This is a genomic window from Gloeothece verrucosa PCC 7822, assembly GCF_000147335.1.
Taxonomy (GTDB): domain Bacteria; phylum Cyanobacteriota; class Cyanobacteriia; order Cyanobacteriales; family Microcystaceae; genus Gloeothece; species Gloeothece verrucosa.
In genome coordinates, this window is sequence record NC_014501.1 from 2135766 (window position 1) to 2157886 (window position 22121).

At 41.7% G+C, this 22121-nt stretch carries 20 protein-coding genes; 8 read left to right on the forward strand and 12 right to left on the reverse strand.

Translation table 11 applies throughout. The annotated features are described in order from the left end of the window. Nucleotides 1-166 precede the first annotated feature (166 nt). Nucleotides 167-1657 carry an Ig-like domain-containing domain gene (locus CYAN7822_RS09430; protein ID WP_013322023.1) on the reverse strand — a complete coding sequence of 497 codons (1491 nt, stop codon included), beginning with the start codon at nt 1655-1657 and terminating at the stop codon, nt 167-169. A gap of 91 nt (nt 1658-1748) precedes the next feature. On the opposite strand from CYAN7822_RS09430, the gene CYAN7822_RS09435 reads away from it, so the two are divergent. From CYAN7822_RS09435 to CYAN7822_RS09450, 4 genes are all read left to right on the forward strand, one after another. After that, the gene (locus CYAN7822_RS09435) at nt 1749-2045 is read left to right on the forward strand and encodes an SMP-30/gluconolactonase/LRE family protein (protein ID WP_041933187.1); all 297 of its coding nucleotides are present in this window, start codon (nt 1749-1751) and stop codon (nt 2043-2045) included. Nucleotides 2046-2076: 31 nt separating this feature from the next. Next, nucleotides 2077-3333 carry an RNA-guided endonuclease InsQ/TnpB family protein gene (locus CYAN7822_RS09440; RefSeq protein ID WP_013322024.1) on the forward strand — a complete coding sequence of 419 codons (1257 nt, stop codon included), beginning with the start codon at nt 2077-2079 and terminating at the stop codon, nt 3331-3333. 2 nt (nt 3334-3335) lie between these two features. Continuing rightward, nucleotides 3336-3536 carry a hypothetical protein gene (locus tag CYAN7822_RS09445; RefSeq protein WP_041933188.1) on the forward strand — a complete coding sequence of 67 codons (201 nt, stop codon included), beginning with the start codon at nt 3336-3338 and terminating at the stop codon, nt 3534-3536. A gap of 67 nt (nt 3537-3603) precedes the next feature. Then, a complete protein-coding gene (locus CYAN7822_RS09450; protein ID WP_013322025.1) occupies nt 3604-4527 on the forward strand; it encodes an alpha/beta fold hydrolase in 924 nt (307 codons plus the stop codon). Nucleotides 4528-4642: 115 nt separating this feature from the next. On the opposite strand, the gene CYAN7822_RS09455 is transcribed toward CYAN7822_RS09450, so the two are convergent. Continuing rightward, a complete protein-coding gene (locus CYAN7822_RS09455; RefSeq protein WP_013322026.1) occupies nt 4643-5089 on the reverse strand; it encodes a universal stress protein in 447 nt (148 codons plus the stop codon). Nucleotides 5090-5143: 54 nt separating this feature from the next. Here CYAN7822_RS09455 and CYAN7822_RS09460 point away from each other — a divergent pair, with 54 nt between their 5' ends. Further along, complete coding sequence (locus tag CYAN7822_RS09460; RefSeq protein ID WP_013322027.1) at nt 5144-5395, forward strand: hypothetical protein; 252 nt, start codon at nt 5144-5146, stop codon at nt 5393-5395. A 46-nt stretch (nt 5396-5441) separates the two neighbouring features. On the opposite strand, the gene CYAN7822_RS09465 is transcribed toward CYAN7822_RS09460, so the two are convergent. The 8 genes from CYAN7822_RS09465 to CYAN7822_RS09500 form a co-directional block, all read right to left on the reverse strand. Beyond that, complete coding sequence (locus CYAN7822_RS09465) at nt 5442-7967, reverse strand: sigma 54-interacting transcriptional regulator (protein WP_013322028.1); 2526 nt, start codon at nt 7965-7967, stop codon at nt 5442-5444. A gap of 163 nt (nt 7968-8130) precedes the next feature. Then, entirely contained in the window at nt 8131-9000 is an 870-nt protein-coding gene (locus CYAN7822_RS09470) for an ABC transporter permease (RefSeq protein ID WP_013322029.1), read from the reverse strand. Continuing rightward, nucleotides 8990-9877, reverse strand: a complete 888-nt coding sequence (locus CYAN7822_RS09475; RefSeq protein ID WP_013322030.1) for an ABC transporter permease — start codon at nt 9875-9877, stop codon at nt 8990-8992. The genes CYAN7822_RS09470 and CYAN7822_RS09475 overlap by 11 nt, the downstream gene beginning before the upstream one ends. A 71-nt stretch (nt 9878-9948) precedes the next feature. Continuing rightward, entirely contained in the window at nt 9949-11721 is a 1773-nt protein-coding gene (locus tag CYAN7822_RS09480; protein ID WP_013322031.1) for an iron uptake porin, read from the reverse strand. Between the two features lie 223 nt (nt 11722-11944). After that, complete coding sequence (locus CYAN7822_RS09485; protein WP_013322032.1) at nt 11945-13726, reverse strand: iron uptake porin; 1782 nt, start codon at nt 13724-13726, stop codon at nt 11945-11947. A gap of 317 nt (nt 13727-14043) precedes the next feature. Then, entirely contained in the window at nt 14044-14712 is a 669-nt protein-coding gene (gene phoU / locus CYAN7822_RS09490; RefSeq protein ID WP_013322033.1) for a phosphate signaling complex protein PhoU, read from the reverse strand. Nucleotides 14713-14802: 90 nt separating this feature from the next. Further along, the gene (locus CYAN7822_RS09495; RefSeq protein ID WP_013322034.1) at nt 14803-16152 is read right to left on the reverse strand and encodes a sensor histidine kinase; all 1350 of its coding nucleotides are present in this window, start codon (nt 16150-16152) and stop codon (nt 14803-14805) included. A gap of 89 nt (nt 16153-16241) precedes the next feature. After that, nucleotides 16242-16994 (reverse strand): response regulator transcription factor, encoded by a 753-nt coding sequence (locus CYAN7822_RS09500; protein WP_013322035.1) that lies wholly within the window; start codon nt 16992-16994, stop codon nt 16242-16244. A 60-nt stretch (nt 16995-17054) separates the two neighbouring features. On the opposite strand from CYAN7822_RS09500, the gene CYAN7822_RS09505 reads away from it, so the two are divergent. Together CYAN7822_RS09505 and CYAN7822_RS09510 are read left to right on the forward strand one after the other, a co-directional pair. Further along, nucleotides 17055-17801 carry a creatininase family protein gene (locus CYAN7822_RS09505; RefSeq protein WP_013322036.1) on the forward strand — a complete coding sequence of 249 codons (747 nt, stop codon included), beginning with the start codon at nt 17055-17057 and terminating at the stop codon, nt 17799-17801. Between the two features lie 449 nt (nt 17802-18250). Further along, complete coding sequence (locus CYAN7822_RS09510; RefSeq protein ID WP_013322037.1) at nt 18251-18526, forward strand: hypothetical protein; 276 nt, start codon at nt 18251-18253, stop codon at nt 18524-18526. A gap of 187 nt (nt 18527-18713) precedes the next feature. Here CYAN7822_RS09510 and cruG read toward each other — a convergent pair whose 3' ends face one another. Both cruG and cruF read right to left on the reverse strand, forming a co-directional pair. Continuing rightward, on the reverse strand, nt 18714-19904 hold the full coding sequence (cruG, locus tag CYAN7822_RS09515) for a 2'-O-glycosyltransferase CruG (protein ID WP_013322038.1): 1191 nt from the start codon (nt 19902-19904) through the stop codon (nt 18714-18716). Continuing rightward, nucleotides 19905-20831 carry a gamma-carotene 1'-hydroxylase CruF gene (gene cruF / locus CYAN7822_RS09520; protein ID WP_013322039.1) on the reverse strand — a complete coding sequence of 309 codons (927 nt, stop codon included), beginning with the start codon at nt 20829-20831 and terminating at the stop codon, nt 19905-19907. 365 nt (nt 20832-21196) lie between these two features. On the opposite strand from cruF, the gene CYAN7822_RS09525 reads away from it, so the two are divergent. Continuing rightward, a complete protein-coding gene (locus tag CYAN7822_RS09525; protein WP_013322040.1) occupies nt 21197-22084 on the forward strand; it encodes an alpha/beta fold hydrolase in 888 nt (295 codons plus the stop codon). Nucleotides 22085-22121 lie beyond the last annotated feature (37 nt).

A 22121-nucleotide genomic window follows, 5' to 3' on the forward strand; every position in this document is an offset into this window, starting at 1 on the left:
CTACGATTTTCAGGTGAACTGTACTCGATTACAGTAGAAGTGTAGTCAAAATCCTATCTACTCATAAGCTCTCCTTGAGCTACTTTAAACAACGAGAACCTAAGAACATCAGAGTGGGTTAAGAGAATATAATCCACTCTATTAATTAGTTTCTCTCTATTGCTATTTAAGGAGACCATTGAGGATGAAACCCGACTAAAGGTAAAACTTCTAACTCAGGTTTACTTCCCTTAACCGGTTTTCCATTGGGAGGAATTAATAACCACAGACGACTCCCAACAATCGCCTCTCCTGAATCACTGGTTAAAAGATCATTAGGAGTAGGAGTGCTACGAGTGATCAACTGATCAAAGAGGATACCTAGCCCATCAGGTGCTAAACTAATCTGAATGTCTCTATAGTCCGGTAAACTCACTAGAGGAAGCACTTGACCGCTTTCAAGATCGATTTTTACAAAATAAGGTTGTTCGACATATTCGTCTTTATTGAGTAACTGAGTGAGCAAACAATAAAGCGCCGTTCCGTTGGGACTAAACTGACAATCGATGATCGAACCTTCTACCTTGAGCAATTCTTTTTGGATTCCCTGATTATTCACATAATACAAAGAGCGAATATAGCGTAGTTTAGCATTATCGGTATTAAAATTGACCATAGCCGCCGCCTTACCATCCCGAGAAAAATTGAGAACCTGACCAAATTTTGGTAAAAATTCCGGAGTTTGGCTATGGGTTTGTAAAGGGATCAGCGCAATTCCTTGACCTTGAGCGACCGCCACAGTTTGCCCATCGGGTGTAATGAGAAAGTCTCCTCCTGAGACATTTAAGCGTTCCGGTTTAGACCCCAGTGTCAACTTCCATAGGTCAAAATCGGCAGGATTTTCCCGATTTACTCGTTGAATCACCACTGTTTTTCCATCAGAAGCTAGATCAAACTGATTATTTTGATAGTCTTTATTGTCCAAAACTAGCTCCATTTTGGGCAATAAGTTTGACTTATCTTGGCCTTGAACTGCCGTTTCTACGGTGTAGAGTTGTAATTCTCTAATGCCAAAACTCCCTCGACTTTTGTCAGCCGCAGAAAATAAAATTTTGTCGCCTTGAGGAAAAAATTTAAAATTCATCACCACTAAATTTGGAGGCGTAAGAACAATTTTTTTATTTTGAGTTAGATTGTAGAGAATTAATTGTCCTTGTTCATTCGGCTGAGTTCCTATATAAGCAAAAGCCCGATCGCGGCTGGTAAATTCACTTGAGAAAGGTTCGAGCATCTGGTCAGTTTTCTCGTTCTTAAAATGCTCTTTAGCTCCTTGCAAATGGATTTTATAGGTTTCTCCATAAGGCACAGGTGTTTTAAGCGTATAGGCTAACCGTCGTCCTGCCCAGCTTATTTTACCCGGTAAAGGAGGCTCAATGACTAAATTTTTTTCTACACTGCTTTGATCCATCGGACGATCAAAACTGATAATAAAAGATGTATCTTCTGAGCCAACTTGTTTATGGTTCCAACTGAATTGTTTAACTCTTGGCCCAGTATGAATAAAACAATAATTACCACAAGCCTTTTCTCCCCAAATTAAGCCGCCAATTACGACACTCAAAGCCGCTATTAAGCCGAGGGACAGTTGATCTATGGGTTGCAATAAGGTTTTTGTCATGCCGAAATGGGACTATGATTAAATAATTATACGATGATCATTTCTGATTCTACTAGAAAATATTCAAACAATTGAGAGACTCAAAAATTTTATGGCTATTGAACTGGAATTACTCATTGATACAGAAGCGACCTTAGGAGAATGTCCCAGTGGGGATAACTCGGAAAAACGCCTCTATTGGGTTGATATTGACAGTAAACGGCTTCATGTTTATCAGCCTCAACAGCATCAATCCCGGATGATTCAACTAGAAGAATTTGTCAGTTGTGTTGTTCCCAGAAAGAGTGGAGGGGTAGTAGTAGGATTACCGAAAATTTTGGGTTTAAAGCCCCACCCGTTTACGGCGGCTTTTATTTTAATTCTAGCAAAAACAGGTAAATTGTGTTAAACTGGAATAGTCCAAGGTCGAGGATAAATGAATGCTAGTTGTCGAAGCTAAACTAAAAAACGGAACACCTGAACAATACTCTAGGCTTGATGAAGCTATATTGACAGCACAATTCATTAGAAATAAATGTGTTAGGTATTGGATAGATAATAAAGGTACTACTAGAAATGACCTTCAAAAACATTGTTCTGTTTTAGCTTCAGACAAGACAACGCCTTGGGCAAACAAGTTAAACTCTCAAGCGCGTCAATCAAGTGCTGATAGAGCTTGGGCTTCTATATCAAGGTTTTATGCCAACTGTCGTAACCCATCTATTAAAAAGAAAGGTTTTCCTAAATTCAAAAAGCACACGCGCTCAGTTGAATACAAAGTAACTGGCTATAAACTTTCTGATGATAGAAGAAAAATCACTTTTACTGATGGATTTAAAGCTGGTAAGTTTGACCTATGGTGTAGTAATAAAACTTTGGTTTATTACTCGGAACAGCAAATTAAGCGAGTTAGAGTAGTAAAACAAGCAGATGGCTACTACTGTCAATTTTTGATTGATTATGACAGAGAAGAAAAACACGAGTTTACTGGTTCAGTCGTTGGAATTGATTTGGGCTTAAAAGAGTTTTATACAGATTCCTATGGCAATACAGTAGAAAACCCCCGATATCTTAGAAAGTCTGAGAAACGGTTAAAGAAAGCTACTAGACGATTATCTAAACGTTTCTGTAAAGGCAAAAAGAAACAATCTAATAACTACCATAAACAAAGAAAAAAGGTAGCTAAACTACACTTAAAAGTCTCTAGACAACGTAAAGACAAAGCGATTAAAGATGCTTTGGCGTTAGTCCAATCTCATGATCTGGTGGTCTATGAGGCGCTGCTTGTGTCGAATATGGTTAAAAACCATAAATTAGCAAAGAGTATCAGCGATGCTTCTTGGTATCAGTTCACAATTTGGGTTAACTATTTCGCCAAGATTCACAGGATAACTTGTATTGCTGTGCCACCGCATTTCACGACGATTGATTGCTCAGTTTGTGGCACAAAAGTTGAAAAAACTTTAAGCACTAGAACCCATCAATGTCCTAGTTGCGAAACAGTTTTAGACAGGGATCATAATGCAGCACGGAACATCTTATCTAAAGGGTTGAAGCAATTGGGGGCATACCTCAACGGTAGCGGAGGGCATCCGCAAACCGACCCAAACGCCTGCCAAGAGTCCGGCCTCTGGGTGTTTAACAGAGATGTTGAACATTTAAGCTGTCTCGTTGAAACAGGAATTCCTGACGCGTAAGTATGGAAGAATCGCCGTACCTTCAGGTCGGCGAGTATGTCAATTCCTGCACCTTTGGCGGCGAAAAGTTTAATGAGCTTTATATTACAACGGCCCGAAAAGATATGAGTGATGACGATTTGATGAAATATCCTAAAAGCGGCAGTGTTTTTAAGTTGAAGACTGATGTGGTAGGAATGGAAAATTTTTCTTTTCTGGGTTAGGAAATTCTCTAGCTTGCTCTGAATTAAGAAATATTACACAATGTAAATAAATTTAATTAACTCAGTAATGATGATGTCTTCTGAAGCTCTCTTATCTAATACTGCGGCTAAAACTTGGATGTGGAAGGGTTTTCGCATTAGTTACCAAAGCGCCGGTGATACTGGTCCGGCGGTAGTTCTGGTTCATGGGTTTGGTGCTTCTTGGGGACATTGGCGCAAAAATTTACCGGTATTAGGACAAACCTGTCGTTGTTATGCGCTGGATTTAATTGGTTTTGGTGGATCAGCTAAACCTAAACCTAAATTAGAAATAGATTACACCTTTGAAACTTGGGGGCAGCAAGTAGCCGATTTTTGTCGGGAAGTTGTGGGAAGTCCCGCTTTTTTAGTGGGCAATTCCATTGGTTGTGTGGTGATTATGCAAGCCGCCGTCGATTATCCGGAACTCGTTTTAGGCATTGCCGCCATTAATTGTTCTCTGCGGCTCCTCCATGAGCGCAAACGTTCTACAATTCCCTGGTATCGGAGTTTAGGAGCAGGGATCGCTCAAAAACTGTTAACTAATCAAAAGATTGGACATTTCTTTTTTGCACAGATTGCTAAACCCCAGACGGTACAAAAAATACTCCTGCAAGCTTACCGGCGCAAAGAAGCAGTCACAGAGGAATTGATCGAGATGCTGATGAAACCGGCCCTTGATGCGGGTGCTGCCGATGTTTTTCTCGCTTTTACAGGTTATTCTGGGGGACCATTACCCGAAGACTTACTACCAATTTTACCCTGTAGTGCTATTTTTCTGTGGGGAGAAGAAGACCCTTGGGAACCTATCGCATTAGGGCGAGAATACGCTAAATTCCCTACTGTAGAACAGTTTATTCCCCTTAAAGAACTAGGACATTGCCCCCAAGATGAAGCGCCAGAGTTGGTTAATCCCATTTTAATAGAGTGGATTTCCCGCAAGCAGCAACAGGCAACAGGCAACGGGCAATAGGCAACAGGCAATGGGGCAACAGGCAATAAACAACATTTTTAACGATTGTTCGTTTATTGATGCCTACCTAATTAGTAAATTAAAAATCTGGCTCCTGCCTCTTGCCTTTTTCCAATTAACCTAACATTTCTCCGTGCCTTCGCAAAATTAAAACAGGACAATGGGAACATCTAGCAACCCTCTCAGCGACAGATCCCAATAACAAACGACTTAATCCTGTTCGCCCATGAGACGGAATGACAATCAACTCAATGTTATGTTTTTCAGCATAGTTAACGATTTCCGTGCCGGCATCGCCAATCAGCACATCAAAATGAATTCCCTGGTCAATAAATTCTTGATATTTTTGATCAAATACTTTTTCAACATTCTGTTTCCGAGTTTGATCGTTAATCACTGCCCAAATTACTCCGGGTTCTACGGGAGAAATAGGCACAAGGACATGAACAACATAGATTTGAGCAGGATCATCTACAAAAGCTAAGGTTTCATCCAGAGCTTGAAATGAAGCTTCTGAAAAATCAATCGGCACTAAAATCCTATTTTTAGGCAATAAACTCATAAAAAAGTCCCTTAAATCATAAACTTTCAATCTCATCTGTACAGTAAAACACCTATGACCTCTTTGTCCAACCAACATCAAAACTTTGCCCCTCGGACTGTTCGTCGTCGTGTTCGTCGAATTTGGTTTCTGTTAGAATTTCTAGTCTTAACGAGTGCTGTTGCTACCTCGGCTGGTGTTGGTTTTGGGGTTGCCCTTCGTCTTAATCGTCCCATCGAAGCCGGTTCTACAATCTTACACTCCGAGCAATCTTTTCCTCCACGTCAAGATTGGCCGATGTCTAATGGTTCGAGTTTTTCAAATTAAATTTTTGATCCCATTAGAATCCCTCGGAATTCCTTCGAGGGAGAAATCAATAGCCTACCACAATTTTCCCGAGACACATTCCTAAAAATACAATAGACAAATGTTGAGTTAATAAAGTGAAAAAAGGTTGACGGGCGATCTTTTGGGTTAAAAATATCGAGAACATAATCCCTAAAATTAAGGTGCTACCTTGTAAAAAAGCAATCACCGCCGGATGAGCGACTAAGATAGGCAGATGGGAACCCTTTAAACCAAAAGTCGCCAAAGTCACCGGTAAAATTCTTCCCGCTTCTCCTAATCCTAATCGCCAATAATGAGCTAAATTCGCCGCTAATACTAAGGGTAAATAGCCATAAGCTAACTCAAAAAAGGGACGAGGTTTGAGCATCTGAGTGATTTGAAAGCTTAAGCTTCGTAACCCATAAGCCATCAGCACCACTAAAGCCGGCAGGCTTAAAGCCGCCACAGACAAGCCTAAATGTAACCAAAACTCGGATAAATTCCATTGCACTTGAAACAGGGCTTGAATTTCTGCTAAATGATGTAAAAAAACAGCACCAAACAGCAATAACATTAAAGCTACTTCATCCGGCCTTTGAACATGAGTCGTCCATAATTCAATCCCCGGTGGACGTAAATTAAACTCAACTGATCGATGAGGACAAGCTTTCAAACAAGTCATACATAAAACACAATCTCGATTATCCTCTAATTGAGCCGGATGAGAATATAAAGGACAACCCCCAGTTTCTTGTCCTTCTCCCTTAGCGGGACCACCTTTATAACATTGATAAGTAGTACATTCGGCTGAACAAGTCCCTTGTTGCGCCCGTAATTCGGTCATAGAAAGTTTAGCAAACATCCCATTCATTCCCCCAATGGGACAAAGATAACGACACCAAAAACGGCGCTCAAAAATAGCCGAAAAAATCATGGCTCCGGCGGTTATCAGTAATAGCAGACAAGCCGACAGATAAGCCGTATTTTGCAGGTTCCACAGTTCTTCCCACAGCAAAATCAGGGTAAATAAGCCAAATAAAAACCAACCTCCCCAATGTTCAGCCGCTTGTCTGGGCCATTTTTTCAGTGTTCCTTTAAATAACCACAGAGAAAGTTTTTGGGTAATTTCTCCATAAATCATAAACGGACAAAAGGCACACCACAGCCGCCCGACAAAAGGAAAGCCAATTAACACCAAAGGCCACCACCAGGCCCAAAATAAATTGAGAGCAAAGTTTTCTTGTCGAGTCTGTGGTCCGAGAAATAAAATCCCCACCACTAAGGCAAAAGCGGCTGCGGTAAATCCATAATTAATGCGGTCCGGATACCAAGGACTGCGTAAAAAACGACGCAAAGCCGGATAAACATTCAGTAAATTGAGCCGAAATAGCTTTTTCTTACTGGCTGAAGGCCATATAATTTCTTCTGTAATCACCGTTGTTCCTTGGAGTTGAACAATGGCTCGTTGGGCTAAACTTTCTAATTCTCTTAAATTATTGGGAAAATCGTAAGCTTGTAAACGTCTAATGGCTTCTGGGGTCACTTGGGGTTTATTTATCCCTTTGCCTCGACAGATTAGGGCTAGATAATAATTTAACCACTCATCTAAGTCAGCTTTGCGGACTCTTAGGGGAGGGACTTTAATCTTTAGTGGCACTAAAGGGTCAATTTCTGGGACAGTTCGCTCTGAGATGAAAATAATTCGAGCTTGTGAGAGCTTTTTAGTAGGGGTTGCATCTTCTTTGCGGCTGATGGGGGTGTAGGTTTGTTCCTGCAATAATTCGCTAATCCCATTGAATAGTTCTTTGGGAAGTTCTTGAAGATTATTTAAGACAAGAGTGCCTTCTCCAAGGGCTTCAATTAACCCCATTTTTCCCCCGGCGCGGCCAAATAAATCTGCCCCACTGATTTGAAGTTTTGAACAATCAATTTTTATGATCGGTTGACGACGAAAAGGGGAACCAAAATGAATTAAAGCGGCAAGATTATCTTTTTCTAAGCCCGGTTCGCCAAAAATTAGAACCGGTTCGCGGCTGGCGGCGGCTTTTTTAATTTCTGCCCTCAACCTGACAGCATAGCGAGTTTTCCCAATGACCCCTCGTTTAGCTTTGCTGACTAGATAAGGACGTAAAATGGTCTGACGTTGTTGTTCAAAGTTCAGTTGAGAAGAAAGTTCTTCAACGGTGGCGGCTAGTTTTTGCGAGTAAATTTGCGTTATTTCAGGATATTGGGCGATAATTTTGCTAAATTCTGCGGCATTAATCCACCAAAACTCGCAATCGCTAAGGGTTGTAATGGTGGCTTGTACGGGTTGTTTTAAAATTAAAGCTTGTAGGTTAATCACTGAACCTGGCAGTAACCCTACAGGACTTAGCCGCTTACTGTTACTTTCTAGCAAGCCGGAACGTAGAATATAAAGCCCATCGGGTGCGCTATCTTCAATGGCCACATTTTGATAAATAGGAATGATGCGGGTTTCTAGATGAGGAGCAAGTGCTTCTAAGACTTCTTGAGGACAAAGACTCAGAGCAGTTCTTTCTTGTAACCAAGTTACAATGCCGGGGTCAGACATGATTTTCTAGGTAAATCATTACCAATGTATTTTATTATTATGGAACATCTGAGGATTGAATGGTGATTGAATGGTTTGATTTGTGGGTTCCTCTGTTTTTGTTGGGCTTGATTGTGGGAGCGGCTATTTTCTTCTCAAGGCTCAAATAATCCTTTGCACCACTTTAATTTAACCGTTTTTGCACTGCCAAAGAAGAAACAACTAATAGAAAAGACACCAAAACAATTAAAGTAGAAATCGCATTAATGGCCGGCGTTACCGAAAACTTAATCATGCCATATACATACAGAGGTAATGTCGTCACACCTACCCCTGTAGTAAAAAAAGTAATCACAAAATCATCTAAAGATAAGGTAAATGCCAACAAAGCCGCGCTTAAAATTCCCGGGGCAATTAGCGGTAAAATAACGCGCCAAAGGGTTTGCCATTCATTGGCCCCTAAATCCCAAGCCGCTTCTTCTAAAGAGGGTTCTAACTCGGCTATACGTCCTCTGACGGTAACGGTAACAAAAGAGATATTAAAAGCAATATGACCAATAATAACGGTAGGTAATCCTAAAACTAAACGAATTCCCGTTAGACTTTCTAGCAATTGAAAACCTAAACTAAAAAAGACTAACAAGGAAATTCCCATCGCTATATCAGGAATAATAATCGGCAAGAATAGTAAACTTTCTACTGCTTTACGACCGGTGAATTGAAATTTTTCTAAAGCCAAAGCAAGCATTGTTCCTGCTACGGTAGCCGCTAGGGTAGACAGGGTAGCCACGATAAAACTATTATTTAAAGCATCCCAGATCATCACATCAGTAATTTGGGCCCTGCCATCGCTAATCCCATTTAATAAACTACGATACCAATCTAAGGTAAAACCTCGCCAAACGGCATTAAAACGAGAGGCATTGAAAGAATAAATGATTAAAATCGCGATGGGAAGATAGAGAAAAATAAACACTAAAAGCCCATTTAACCATAGAGCGAATTTCCCTAAGCCTCGAATAACTAAATCAAACTTATTGACTTCAAGCTTCATTTTTCTCTTCTATTATTATCAAATATATAAAGATTGGAATTAAAACAACTGCCATCATTAAAATAGATAAACTAGAACCAAATGGCCAATCTCTTGCCTTAAGAAATTGATTTTGAATTAAATTGCCAATCATCATGGTTTTTGCTCCTCCCAAGAGATCAGGAATAATAAATGCTCCTACCGAAGGCACAAAAACGAGGGCTGAACCGGCCAGAATGCCCCGCCGAGTTAAGGGAAATACAACTCGCCAAAAAGTTCGCCAATCATTCGCGCCTAAATCAAATGCGGCTTCTACTAAAGTAAAATTAAATCGCTCAATAGTAGCATATAATGGCAAAATCATGAAGGGAAGATAGCCATAAATTAAACCCACTGCAACGGCAAAAGGCGTAAATAAAAGATTAAGCGGCTTATCAATTAAATGTAAACTCTGCAAGGCTACATTAATGACTCCTTCAGTTCTTAACAACACCATCCAGGCATAAGTCCGTACTAGAAAATTTGTCCAAAAAGGAATAATCACTAACAGCAACATAAGATTACGCCAAGGTTGAGGACGAGTTGCCATAAAAAAGGCTAGAGGATAACCAATTAGTAAACAAGCAACAGTGGTCAAAAAAGCTAACCAGCAAGAACGGTATAAAATCCCCCAATAAATTCCTTTAGCGAGTCGTTGATAGTTGGCTAAAGTAAATGTCCAAGTCACTCCTCCGTAGGTTCCTCGTTCTAGGAAACTGTAAATTAATACAATGACCAGAGGAAGAATAAAAAATATTAATAAAAATAAAATAGCCGGTGAAAGAAGTATAACAAGACTCGCTTGTTGTCGAGTTTCAATATTTGAGCGAATGGAGTGCTGCTGTTGCCAAAAGGTCATAAAAAACTATCCTCTATGAAGTAAGGAAACAGTCAGACTGTTCCCTCAATTATAATCTTTTAGCTATCTAATTAAAATCTAAAGGTAGTACGCACCACACCTACCCAAATATCATTGTTTCTCTCGTAATGGTTAGGATCGAAGATCACGTAAAAACCCGGAGTAATCAAGATATTGTTATTGAGGGGATACTTATACTGAACCTCGACTAAAAAAGAGGTATCCTCGTCATCAGGCCCATTTTCAACCCCAGTGGCCCGAGGTGGCATTCCGCCAGTTAGGGATAATACGGCCCCCTCTTTGAGTAAGTCTACAAAAGATACAGCCGCATTCCAAGTCCACAAGTCAGCACTACTGTCATAGTCTGGGTTTTTCGCTTCTGCATAAGCATAGCCGCCCCAAGCCGTCAAATGCAACCAGGGATAAGCCTGCCAGTCCACCTGCGCCCCCACACTATCCCGGTTCCAAGCCGAGGGAATGGTTCCTAGGGGTAGGTAAACGGTGGAGGGGTCTTGTCCGATGCGGCTACCGGTGCTGCCGGTCAGATTAACACGATTTTCGCTGAAATAAGAATGCAGATAGGTCAAGTTAATATCCAGAGTTCGGGTAGGAGAGACTACCGCCTGAACTCCTGTACTAAAGTTGCCGTTGAATACCCCTCGACCCGGTAAAGGATTTTTCGCATCATCTTGATCAGCTAAATAAAGGGCGGTCACTGTAATAAAATCATTGAACTTGTATCTCAAACCTGCCCCGTTTCCTTCAGGACCTCGGAACACTAGCGGGTTACGACGAACAAAGCGCGAAAGAGCGCCCGTTCCACTGGCTTCTAGGTAAGGGTTCCCCACATTGAAGATATCATCTAAATCGAGCGCGTTGGTTCCCACCCAAGCCGTCAAGTTTTTGTAGATAGGAAAACGATAGTAGATATCATCCAAGATAGTGTCATTATTCGTTCCTGAATCCCACCCGACACGAGCCATATTGCTGCCGGTTGCAGTAGTCAAGTTAGGAGTAGAGTTTGATTGTACACGCACCCGCAGACGGTCTTTACCGGTGAAACTGGTATCAAAGTTGAGACGAGCCCGATCTACAAAAATGCCTTCTCGCCCTATGCGACGACTGTCTTCTAAGGCCGCTTGTTGTCTTGGTGTTCTATTCTCAAAGGTTGAGTCAAAGGCATAGTCATCAGAAAAGGCATTGACATAAGCGAAAATGACTTCACCATTTAATTTAGTAGTGGTAGAAAATTGATGGTCTTCTAAGAAAGCCACCCGACTTTCTAAATTATCAATTCTTGCTCCTAATGCCGCTAATTCGGCCGCAAACTCATCGGCCAAGCGTTTGAGTTTTTCTAGGTCTTCTCGCACTACCGCTACGCCTTCTTGGATTAAACGCTCTAGTACATTCAAACAAGCGTTTAAACCGGCGGCAAATTCCCAACGAGTTAAGGCTCTATCACCGCGAAATGTGCGGTCTGGATAACCAACGATACAGCCATAGCGTTCTACTAAGCTTCTGAGCGCTTCATAGGCCCAGGCTGTGGGTTCTACGTCCCGCAATTGGTTAACGTTGTTGACTTGGGACATGGGGTCATTATAGACTCCCGTGTTTAAACGTTTTCCCGAACGAGAACGTTGCATCATTTGCAGCAGTTGATTCGCTTCGGGAGCGACGTTAGTTGAAGTTCCAGGAGCCGCTTGAGCTAACAGTTGTTGTTCCGAAAAGGGTTCCACTTCTGTTAGTGAGGTGTCTGAAGCGGCCATTACACCTCCAGAAGTTAAAAAGGACGCACCCAACCATAGGGGGGCACCTTTAATCAGAGTCCACCATTTTTGAGACATGATAATTAATCCTCACACACCTAATCTGGTTTGAGTTAAGGGTCTAACCAAGTACATCTTAACAAGCCTTACTGAACATTTTGCCAATTGTTGCTAAAATTTTAGCGATTAGCCCCGAAAAAAGACTTAAAACCTCATTCTTTTTTAACAGTTATGAAACGCTTTTTCAAGAGAAAAAGGACACTGTTTGATGGTGTCCTCAAAAACATTTTAGGAATTGGTTTTAGAACTGGAAGGTGGTACGAACGACACCTACCCAAATATCATTGTTTCTTTCGTAATGGTTTGGATCGAAGATAGCGTAAACACCCGGAGTAATCAAGATATTCTTGGTGATAGGATATTTATACTGAGCCTCCACCAGAATAGTAGTATCTTTATCATCAGGACCATTTTCCACTCTTCTAATTCTCGGTGGCATACCTCCACTGAAGGATAACACCGCTCCCTCTTTCAGTACGTCAATAAACGAGACTATACCATTAAAAGTCCAGAGGTCTCCATGACTGTCATAATCTGGGTTTTTCGCTTCTGCATAGGCATAGCCACCCCAAGCGGTAAAGTGCAGCCAGGGAAAAGCCTGCCAGTCAATTTGCGCCCCAACACTATCCCGGTTCCAAGCCGAGGGAATGGTTCCTAGGGGTAGATAGGCGGTAGAAGGGTCTTGTCCGATGCGGCTTCCTGTACTTCCGGTTAGGTTAACAGCCCCTTCACGGAAATAGGAGTGCAGATAAGTCAAGTTGATATCAAGAGTTCGCGTAGGAGAAACTACCGCTTGAACACCTGTACTAAAACTGCCGTTAAACACCCCTCGACCCGGTAGGGGATTTCTCGCATCAGCTTCATCTGCCAAATAAAGGGCAGTCACCGTGAGAAAATTGCTAAACTTGTATTTGGCTCCTAAACCGTTTCCGTCAGGACCTCGGAAAACCAGAGGGTTACGACGAACAAACCTCGAGAGCGCACCGGTTCCGCTAGGTTCCATGTAAGGGTTTCCTGGGTTAAAAACGTCCTCTAACCCCATGTTGGTTGTCCCAACATAGACGGTGAAGTTTTTAAATAAAGACCCCCGATAGTACAAGTCAGTAATAAAAGTATCGTTGGTTGAGTCGGTTCCAGAAGGATCAAACCCTAAACGCGCCATATTGCTACCGGTTGCAGTGGTAAAGTTAGGGGTGGTATTGGATTCTACACGCACCCGCAAACGGTCTTTACCGGTGAAACTGGTATCAAAGTTCAACCTTGTACGACTGACGGCAATGCCTTCTCGACCTACTCTAAAGCGGTCCTCTAAAGCGGCTTGTTGTCTTGGTGTTCTATTATCAAAGGTTGAGTCAAAAGCATAGTCATCGGAAAAAGCATTAGCGTAGGCAAAAATGACTTCACCATTTAACTTGGTAGTGGTAGAAAATTGATGGTCTTCTAAGAAAGCCACCCGACTTTCTAAATTATCAATTCTTGCTCCTAATGCCGCTAGTTCGGCCGCAAACTCATCGGCTAAGCGTTTGAGTTTTTCTAGGTCTTCTCGCACTACCGCTACCCCTTCTTGGATTAAACGCTCTAATACGTTCAAACAAGCGTTTAAACCGGCGGCAAATTCCCAACGAGTTAAGGCTCGATCGCCGCGAAATGTGCGGTCTGGATAACCGACGATACAGCCATAGCGTTCTACTAAGCTTCTGAGCGCTTCATAGGCCCATGCTGTGGGTTCTACGTCGCGCAATTGGTTAACGTTGTTGACTTGGGACATGGGGTCATTATAGACTCCCGTGTTTAAACGTTTTCCCGAGCGAGAACGTTCCATCATTTGTAGCAGTTCATTGGCTTCAGGAGCGACGTTAGTTGAAGTTCCAGGAGCCGCTTGAGCTAATAATTGCTCGCCCGAAGATGCTGTGACGTTGGTTGCTGAAGTGTCTGAAGCCGCCATTGCGCCTCCAGAAGTTAAAATGGACGCACCCAACCATAGGGGGGCACTTTTAATCAGAGTCCACCATTTTTGAGACATGATAATCAATCCTCACACACCTAATCTGGATTGAGATATGGTTGTAACCAACTAAATTTTATAATAATTAACTTAATTTTAGTTTAAATATTTTCTTTTAAGTCAAGGCTTAAAAATATTTTGGGCTTTTTTAAAGTTTTTATTGCTTAACAGTTACGTATTTGACGATTATCATTATTTTTATTAATCCTCTCTTAATCTCCCATAAAATAGATTAGTAAATTTAGCGTTATTTTTTAGTTATCTTTAGGTTAATTTTGTGCATAGTCAATAGTCAATAGTTTTTCTCTAACCTCTTCTTCTCCCCTACTCGCTACTTAACCGCGATGACCCGTAACAATATAAGAAACTCGTTGAGCTATATTGGTCGCATGATCCGCCATTCTTTCTAAATGACGAATTACCAACCCCATCAACAAAATTGGTTCTACTACCCCCTTAATATCGCGCTGATAAGCCAATGTTTCATAAAGACGGTCATAAGCATCATCGACCGTATCATCTAACTGTTTTACCTTGTTGCCTGCATCCCCATCCAAATCAGCTAAAGCGACTAAACTGGTGGCTAACATCAACTGAGCATGAAGAGACATAGACTCTATCTCTTTGAGACAACTATGAGGAGGATAACCAAAGAGTTTAATGGCTATTTCGCCTAAATCTTTGGCATAATCGCCAATTCGCTCTAAATCTCGAATCAATTGCATAAAAGCACTTAATAAACGTAAATCTTGAGCCACTGGTGCTTGAAGGGTCATTAAAGTGGCACAATCTAATTCGATTTGTCGATAATAGCGGTCAATTTGTTTATCATTATCCTTAATTTTCTGGACTACCTCAAGATTTCGTTCAAATAAACCTTGATGACTCATGCGAAAAGACTCTTCCACAAGAGTGCCCATACGTAAAACATCTTGCTCTAGTCGTTTGAGACAGCGCTCAAAATAGGTTCGTTCAGGATGGTTAGTTTGAGTAGATAAGTTCACTGGCTAATAGCTAATTTAAGATTATATTTACAGTAATAACAAGAAAATACAGCTTTTAGTGACCAGTGGTGTTGTAAAATTGCTGCTGAATCAGCCAGAGGCTCTTTCAGATGCCGGCGGCTCTTTTAAGAGTTTGATTTGCATCCAAGCTCCCCCAGTTTCCGGAGAGTTTTTCGCTTGTACGCTTCCCCCATGAGCCTGTATAATTTGTTGGACGATGGCTAATCCTAGCCCGCTTCCATGACGCGAAGAGTCCGGTTCAGAAGTTTTTCTGGCTCTAGAAGGTTCCCCGCGATACAATCGGTCAAAAACATAGGGGAGATCAGACTCAAGAAAGCCTTCACCACAGTCTATGATATCTATCATAATTACTTTCTCCAATAAAGCAGCAGATTGAGTAGTCGATGCTGTGTCAGGAGTCATCACTTCCACTAAAATAGGACTGTGATCGGGACTATGTTTAATGGCATTATCAAATAAGTTCACAAAAACCTGTGTTAAGCGTTCCTGGTCTCCTTCTAAAGGTAAATGTTCAGGACCCGAATAGCTAAAGGTAATGCTCTTTTGTCTGGCTAATGGGGTTAATGTGGCCCAAGCGGAATCCATTAATTCTTTTAAATCTAAAGTTTGGTAATGGAGAGACTGACTGGGGTCTTCCTGTAACTGAGAAATTTCTAACCAATCTTGTACCAACTTCATTAAGCGCTCAATTTCCTTGAGCATTTGCTCTACCCATCGGCGTTCTGGGTTTTGTAGCCGCTTTTGCAAAGCTTCCGCTAACAAAGAGATAGAGGTTAAAGGGGTTCTGAGTTCGTGAGTGAGGTCAGAAAAAGCGCGGTCCCGACTACGGGATAATTCTACCAGGGGTTGCTGATTTTCTAAAAATACTCCCACTTGTCCGTTCGCAAGCGGAAAACTAGAAGCCTTTAGGGCCACTGAGGTTTGATAAAGTTTAGGGGTTTGATCTTCGTTTAAATGATTCTTGGTGGCATACTGACTCGGATAGAAGGTCCATTCTCGCACTTGAGAAATTTGAGACGAGCGAGTCTGTTCGATTAACTGATCTAACTCATAAGAACGAACCAACTCTAAGAGTAAACGAATGTGTCCAGGTTGCCAACGATCAATCCTGAGCAACTCTCTAGCTACTGCATTACACCATAACAGTTGATTATCTCCATCTAGCAGTAAATAGCCAATAGGGGCTAAATCTAAGATAACTTTTTGGTCATCGATGGTTTTCTGTAGCTGTTGTCGTTGTTGGTAAAGATAGGAAAGTTCTCGACGTACTAAAGACAACACCGGTAAAGAATGTATCAAGTCGGTGGTATCAGACAAAGTGGATAACATCCGTTTTAACTGGCGATTGAATCGGGATCTTTCCCAGTAGGCCAGGCCAATTCCTAGCAGGATTCCCAGGATAAAGGCAATTGTAGTCATTTATCTAGGTGCATAGCGTGGTTGTTAGTCTTTAGCCTTTAGTCTTGGCCCTTTAATTCGCTTTTGACTAAAAACTAATGACTAATGACTTACCCAAACCGATAACCAAAACCCCGAACCGTAATTAAATATTCTGGTTGACTAGGGTCCCGTTCTAATTTTTCCCGTAACCAGCGAATATGAACATCTACGGTTTTGGTATCGCCTAAAAAATCGGGTCCCCAAACTTGTTCTATCAATTGTTCTCTAGACCAAACTCGACGGGGATAACTCATAAATAACTCTAGTAAACGAAACTCTTTAGGAGATAAGTTGATTTCTTCTCCTCTGACTAATACGCGGCATTCTTGAGTATAAAGCATAATATCCCGAAACTTTCGCACGGGATTAGCAGAAATGGTACTAAAACTCTGGCGACGAAGTAATGCGCGGCATCTGGCGACTAATTCGCGCATACTAAAAGGTTTAGTCAGATAATCATCGGCCCCGACTTCTAACCCCAGAACCCGATCAGTTTCACTAACTTTAGCACTGAGAATTAAAATGGGGATGGTGTTGCCTTGATAACGGATCAGACGACAAATATCCAAGCCATTGACAGAGGGTAGCATTAAATCTAACACTAATAAATCAAACAGTTTTTCTGATTCAACTGCATCTGACCCTTGTAATAATTCTAGGGCTGAGCGCCCATCAGAAGCACTTTTAACCTCATAACCCTCTTCTTCTAAGGCGAGAACTACCATATCTCGAATTACATCCTCGTCTTCTACGACCAGAATACGATGGGTTTGAACTAAATCAGCGTTGGAAGACAGTTGAGGCACATCTAGAGATAACATAAAAAACTTTTTTAGACCTTTCTATGCCAACATATACAACAAAAAGGGAGTTAATTGCCAATGTTGTTACAACTAAGCACATGGCCAGAAGTTGAAAATTACCTAAGCTACTCCACTGGTATTATTATCCCGATTGGTTCAACAGAGCAACATGGCCCCACTGGATTAATCGGAACTGATGCTATTTGTGCTGAGGTTATTGCTAAGGGAGTTGGGGAAGCTACTGCTGCGATGGTTGGCCCTACTCTCCATCTGGGTATGGCCTTACATCATACGGCTTTTTCGGGTACCATTAGCCTGCGTCCTTCCACCCTTATTCAAGTGGTGATGGATTATATCACTTGTTTAGCTGTTTCGGGGTTTAGACGGTTTTTCTGGATCAATGGTCATGGCGGCAATATTGCGACCCTAAAAGCCGCTTTTGCAGAAACTTACTATCACTTAGCTAATTTAAATATACCTCATGCTGATGAAATCCGATGTGAGATCGCTAACTGGTTTATGTGTCGAGAGGTTTATCAATTGGCTAAAAAATTGTATGGTGATCAAGAAGGGTCTCATGCTACCCCCTCTGAAGTGGCTTTAACCCAATTTGTTTATCCTGACTTGATTAAAACTGCAACCCTTGATACTCAAGTCGCTTCTGGATATCCTATTTATGGGGCGGCTGATTTTCGTCGTCATTATCCCGATGGACGCATGGGATCTAATCCGGCTTTGGCTACCCCTGAACAGGGCCAACAGTTTTATCAATTAGCGGTTAAAGAACTGAGTAATTCTTATTTAGAATTTATCGCTAAAGCTTGAAAGAGCGTTTTTAATGGTCAGCCGTTAAAATTTATAACTCATCGGTGATTAAAGTTAACGGCTAACGGTTCCCTACACTCTAACTGACTCGTTCGGTCATTGATAAAATATTGTCATTATAATTTGCTTTGCTCTTGCTTAAGCAAAGGGTTTTGAGAGAGAAATCTCTGTTAAAAATTTCTCGGCAGTTGCTCTAAGAGCCGAATCTTTCGCTGGTTCGGCCTATTCTGGTATAGAAATAAACAAATCGTTTTAGTTGGCAGGGAACAGTTATCTATAATTATAGCTCAAATAGCTGTTAATTTTTATTGCTCATGAATTCGACAGTTAATTCTACATCTTTAAAAGAAATCGATACAATTACAATAGCAGGGTTATCAAACAGATGTCCTGTTAAAACGTGAAGTTATTGACCAAAATAGCTAGACATTTTTAAGGCTGATCCAACCATGATAGAATCCTCTGCCAGTGTAATCGAAGAATTGGAATTACCTCGAGAACAGAGAGTAAACCAACTAAGAAACTTAATCGACACTCTACGCATTGCTGATGAAATTGCAAGTAAAGGTTACTTAATCACTAGCTCTGAACTTGCTGATTTAATGGATATCAATGCCAGCGCTGTTACCAGTCGAGGCGATCACTGGTCTTGGCGTAATTGGGTGGTATCTCGTGTTAGACGAGAGGGTAATCAAATCCTCTGGCAATTAGAGCGCGTTGATTAACAATTAGTCATTAGTCATTAGTCAATAGTTATTGGTGCTTATTTTAGGGACATCGGTTACCTAACAGTGGGCCCATTTAACTAACGGCTACTTCAAACCTCCCTTGGCTACAGCCTTTGATGAGTGATTTGCTGAGTCGGTGACTAATGACTAATGGGCACTTTTCCTGTGCTACCCTACTGACTAATCATGAATAAATTCTGCCACGCCATTGAGTCGGCCTTTGAGAAGCCGATAAAGCAATTCTGATAACTGCTAAAGGATCAGCAAGCGGCGAGAGCCAAAATAACCAACTTGCCGGACCCGAAGCCGAACACCGGTAATAAGAAGGATAAATGGCCCAAAGTAAGGCAAATCGAATCAGCACTAAAAATAAATTTAACCCGAGAGCTAATTTTAAGCTGGGGAAAGAATACCCGAGTCCCAAACAAATGCTTCCTACTACAGACAACAATAACGGTAACCCTTGAGTACAAATTAGTAACCCTAAGTCTCCCCATAATTGCTCTTGAGTTGAAGCATCTTTAAGGTCTAGTGAGCGCCCCCAGCCGGACCAAGTATCTTCAAAGCCGTTATACATCCGCACTCGGATGACTTTGGCCCCATCTAAAAATCCGACTTTGTAGCCCTGAGTTGCGGCATAGCGAGCTAAAGTAACATCATCACAAAAAGAACTCGCTGCACTTTCATACCCGCCGAGTTGTTCTAAAACCTCACGACGGGACAAGAAACATTGACCATTAGCCATCACAGTATTCGGGTTTGACTCTCTGGCCCCGGCAGAGTCAAAACGGTAAAGTAACGTCATCAGTAAAGCGGGTTGTAACCACCATTCCCCAGGATATTTCAAAATAAACTGAGGCGAAAGGGAAACAATATCATAACCTTCTTCTTCGGCCACTTTGACTATACTCGCAATTAGACCCGGTTGAGGTTGAGTATCGGCATCAATGCCCAAAATCCAGCGACTTTTCGGGGAACTTTGCAAAAAACCCGTATGTAACGCCCAAGGACGACCGACCCAACCCGAGGGTAAGGGGCCATCATTGAGTAAACGGAAACGGGGATCAAAATGAGCAACCGCTTGAACCCGTTCGGGGGTTCCATCAGTGGAATGGCTATCCACCACCAGAATTTCTCGCACTTCGTAACTTTGCTGACTCAACCCTTCGAGACAGGGAGCTATGCGTTCCACTTCGTTTAAAGTGGGAACCACCACACTGACGGACCCCAATAAATCCGGATGGGGCTGTTTTGCCTCCAGAGGGGGGCGACGAAAAGGACCTTTTAAGAGACGGGCGAGTAAAATTAGGGTAGCTGTACCCTGGAATAGTAACAAAACCAGGGCGCTAACCGCTAGAATGGCCTCAATCAACAATTATTGCTTTCCTCCAACAGAAACTATCGGCATTTTTTCCGAGGGATATTCATTGACTGTAGCCTGAATCGGGAGCGAATCAATGGTTTCTGTTTTGGCGGCTTTTAGATACAAACTGATAAGAGGAATCACGCCTGTGATTATCCCAAGTAAGATGGGGGGGTAAATTCCCACTGCCGTACTCATAATAGCCGCAAAAGCAAAGTTACTTAAATACATAACCAAGGGTAAGTTTAAGTCAGTTTTCCGTAGCCTTAAGGGTTTGATATTCCAGATTAGAGTAGCTACAGTCATATAAACCACTCCGGTTCCAAACCAGCCGGCAAAATTTTGATAGGGCATCCCAAAAAATGCGCCCGGTTGGTCCCAAACCCAAAAGGGCATAGCCGTTTGACTCATGGCCGGATCTAAAACAAAATCCCATGAGGTCAATAATACAGACCCAATGACGATGGCTGTTGCTTGTTTAACCCAACTGGCTACTTGAAACTGATTAAGTCCGATTCGGGCAATAATATAAGCACTAAAGCCCAAATAAAACCATGATAGAGGGATAGTAAAAGGAACTAGCCCTGCAATTTTATAGCCTAAACCTGTCAAATAACGATAATGACCAAAGGGAAATCCCGTGCTAGTGCCTAATAATTCACTCCCCAAAGATAAACCCACTGCCGGGATCATAAATCCTAACCAATGCCATACCCCTACTGTACGATAGGCATAAACAGCTACGGCTGCCATACCCAGGAGCATATAAACAACTCCACCGCCAGCTAAAGACCAAGCAAAGGCTGTTTTGCCTATTTCTGGGAGTTTAGCGATTAAATCGGGGTTGGGTAAGACGATTAACAGTCCGGCTAACCCAAAGGCCATCGAAAAAAGATGGCCCCATAGCAAACTCTTTTCTACACTAATCACTTGCTTCATTGTCTCGCTGATTTCCACTTGGCTGATTAGTTTCTAGTTTACAAATCTTCATCAATAAATGTAACAAAAAATTAAAAAAAATCTTAATTTTTTTTGAGTAGAGTACAAAAAGCCAGGTAACTCAGCAAAAGAAGTTTCAAAGTTTTCGGCAAAAGTCAAGCCAGGGTTACAAAAAAATGGTTAAGATAAACCCCCAACTAATCTGCATAGTAGTACAGCGAAGCGAAAAATCTACAGAGAAACTACCATAACAATCACCTAAAACAAATTTGTCTGCTCCTGAGTCGCCTAATTCCTTGATGGTACTATTGGCAAAAAGTGCTTTAAAATGACTTTAAAAACCGTTTGCAAAGACTAAAGATCAAATGACCACAAAGCAAGTGGGTTTAACTCACCCCCTAGAAAAACTGGACTGGGAATGGCGAGGCCATCAAATTCAATACATGGTTATGGGAGTAGGACAACCCTTGCTATTAATTCATGGGTTTGGTGCTTCTATTGGCCATTGGCGCAAAAATATTCCTGTTCTGGCCGAAAAAGGTTATCGTGTGTTTGCCCTAGATTTATTAGGATTTGGTAACTCAGATAAACCTGTCCTAAATTACACTCTAGAGCTATGGCAGGCCCAAATACGGGATTTTTGGGCGGCTCATATCCAAAAACCTACCGTATTTGTGGGGAACTCCATTGGCGGCTTATTGAGTTTAATGGTGATGACAGATTATCCTGAAATCAGTGCCGGTGGGGTATTGATTAATTGCGCTGGCGGACTCAATCACCGTCCTGATGAGTTAAATTTGCCCTTAAGGTTAATTATGGGGACATTTACTAAATTGGTGAGTTCTCCGCTAACGGGTAAATTTCTTTTTAATCGCATCCGCCAAAAACATCGTATTCGCAATACGCTATATCAAGTGTATCGAGATAGAAAGGCAGTTACTGATGAGCTAGTAGAAATATTGTATCAACCCTCCTGTGATCCAACCGCCCAGCAGGTGTTTGCCTCTGTCCTCTCTGCGCCGGCTGGACCGAAACCAACGGATTTATTACCTAAGCTACAACATCCTTTATTAGTATTATGGGGAGATAAAGACCCTTGGACTCCGATTAAAGGGGCGAAGATTTATCAAGAAAGAGCGAATCTCGGTCTAGATGTTGAATTTTATGCTATCCCGGATGCTGGTCATTGTCCCCATGATGAAAACCCAGAAATGGTGAATGAGTTAATTTTAAAATGGTTGGATAAACTTTAATCCAAATATTAAGAAGAAAAATTTGAGGGAAAAAAAG

Bases quoted from the DNA above. Each gene is read 5' to 3' on its own strand.
- CYAN7822_RS09450 (WP_013322025.1), top strand. From the start codon at position 3,604: ATGATGATGTCTTCTGAAGCTCTCTTATCTAATACTGCGGCTAAAACT.
- CYAN7822_RS09445 (WP_041933188.1), top strand. From the start codon at position 3,336: ATGGAAGAATCGCCGTACCTTCAGGTCGGCGAGTATGTCAATTCCTGC.
- CYAN7822_RS09435 (WP_041933187.1), top strand. From the start codon at position 1,749: ATGGCTATTGAACTGGAATTACTCATTGATACAGAAGCGACCTTAGGA.
- CYAN7822_RS09505 (WP_013322036.1), top strand. From the start codon at position 17,055: ATGTTGTTACAACTAAGCACATGGCCAGAAGTTGAAAATTACCTAAGC.
- CYAN7822_RS09465 (WP_013322028.1), bottom strand. From the start codon at position 7,967: ATGTCTGACCCCGGCATTGTAACTTGGTTACAAGAAAGAACTGCTCTG.
- cruF (WP_013322039.1), bottom strand. From the start codon at position 20,831: ATGAAGCAAGTGATTAGTGTAGAAAAGAGTTTGCTATGGGGCCATCTT.
- CYAN7822_RS09475 (WP_013322030.1), bottom strand. From the start codon at position 9,877: ATGACCTTTTGGCAACAGCAGCACTCCATTCGCTCAAATATTGAAACT.
- CYAN7822_RS09470 (WP_013322029.1), bottom strand. From the start codon at position 9,000: ATGAAGCTTGAAGTCAATAAGTTTGATTTAGTTATTCGAGGCTTAGGG.
- CYAN7822_RS09485 (WP_013322032.1), bottom strand. From the start codon at position 13,726: ATGTCTCAAAAATGGTGGACTCTGATTAAAAGTGCCCCCCTATGGTTG.
- CYAN7822_RS09440 (WP_013322024.1), top strand. From the start codon at position 2,077: ATGCTAGTTGTCGAAGCTAAACTAAAAAACGGAACACCTGAACAATAC.
- CYAN7822_RS09510 (WP_013322037.1), top strand. From the start codon at position 18,251: ATGATAGAATCCTCTGCCAGTGTAATCGAAGAATTGGAATTACCTCGA.
- CYAN7822_RS09455 (WP_013322026.1), bottom strand. From the start codon at position 5,089: ATGAGTTTATTGCCTAAAAATAGGATTTTAGTGCCGATTGATTTTTCA.
- CYAN7822_RS09500 (WP_013322035.1), bottom strand. From the start codon at position 16,994: ATGTTATCTCTAGATGTGCCTCAACTGTCTTCCAACGCTGATTTAGTT.
- CYAN7822_RS09460 (WP_013322027.1), top strand. From the start codon at position 5,144: ATGACCTCTTTGTCCAACCAACATCAAAACTTTGCCCCTCGGACTGTT.
- CYAN7822_RS09430 (WP_013322023.1), bottom strand. From the start codon at position 1,657: ATGACAAAAACCTTATTGCAACCCATAGATCAACTGTCCCTCGGCTTA.
- CYAN7822_RS09525 (WP_013322040.1), top strand. From the start codon at position 21,197: ATGACCACAAAGCAAGTGGGTTTAACTCACCCCCTAGAAAAACTGGAC.
- CYAN7822_RS09495 (WP_013322034.1), bottom strand. From the start codon at position 16,152: ATGACTACAATTGCCTTTATCCTGGGAATCCTGCTAGGAATTGGCCTG.
- CYAN7822_RS09480 (WP_013322031.1), bottom strand. From the start codon at position 11,721: ATGTCTCAAAAATGGTGGACTCTGATTAAAGGTGCCCCCCTATGGTTG.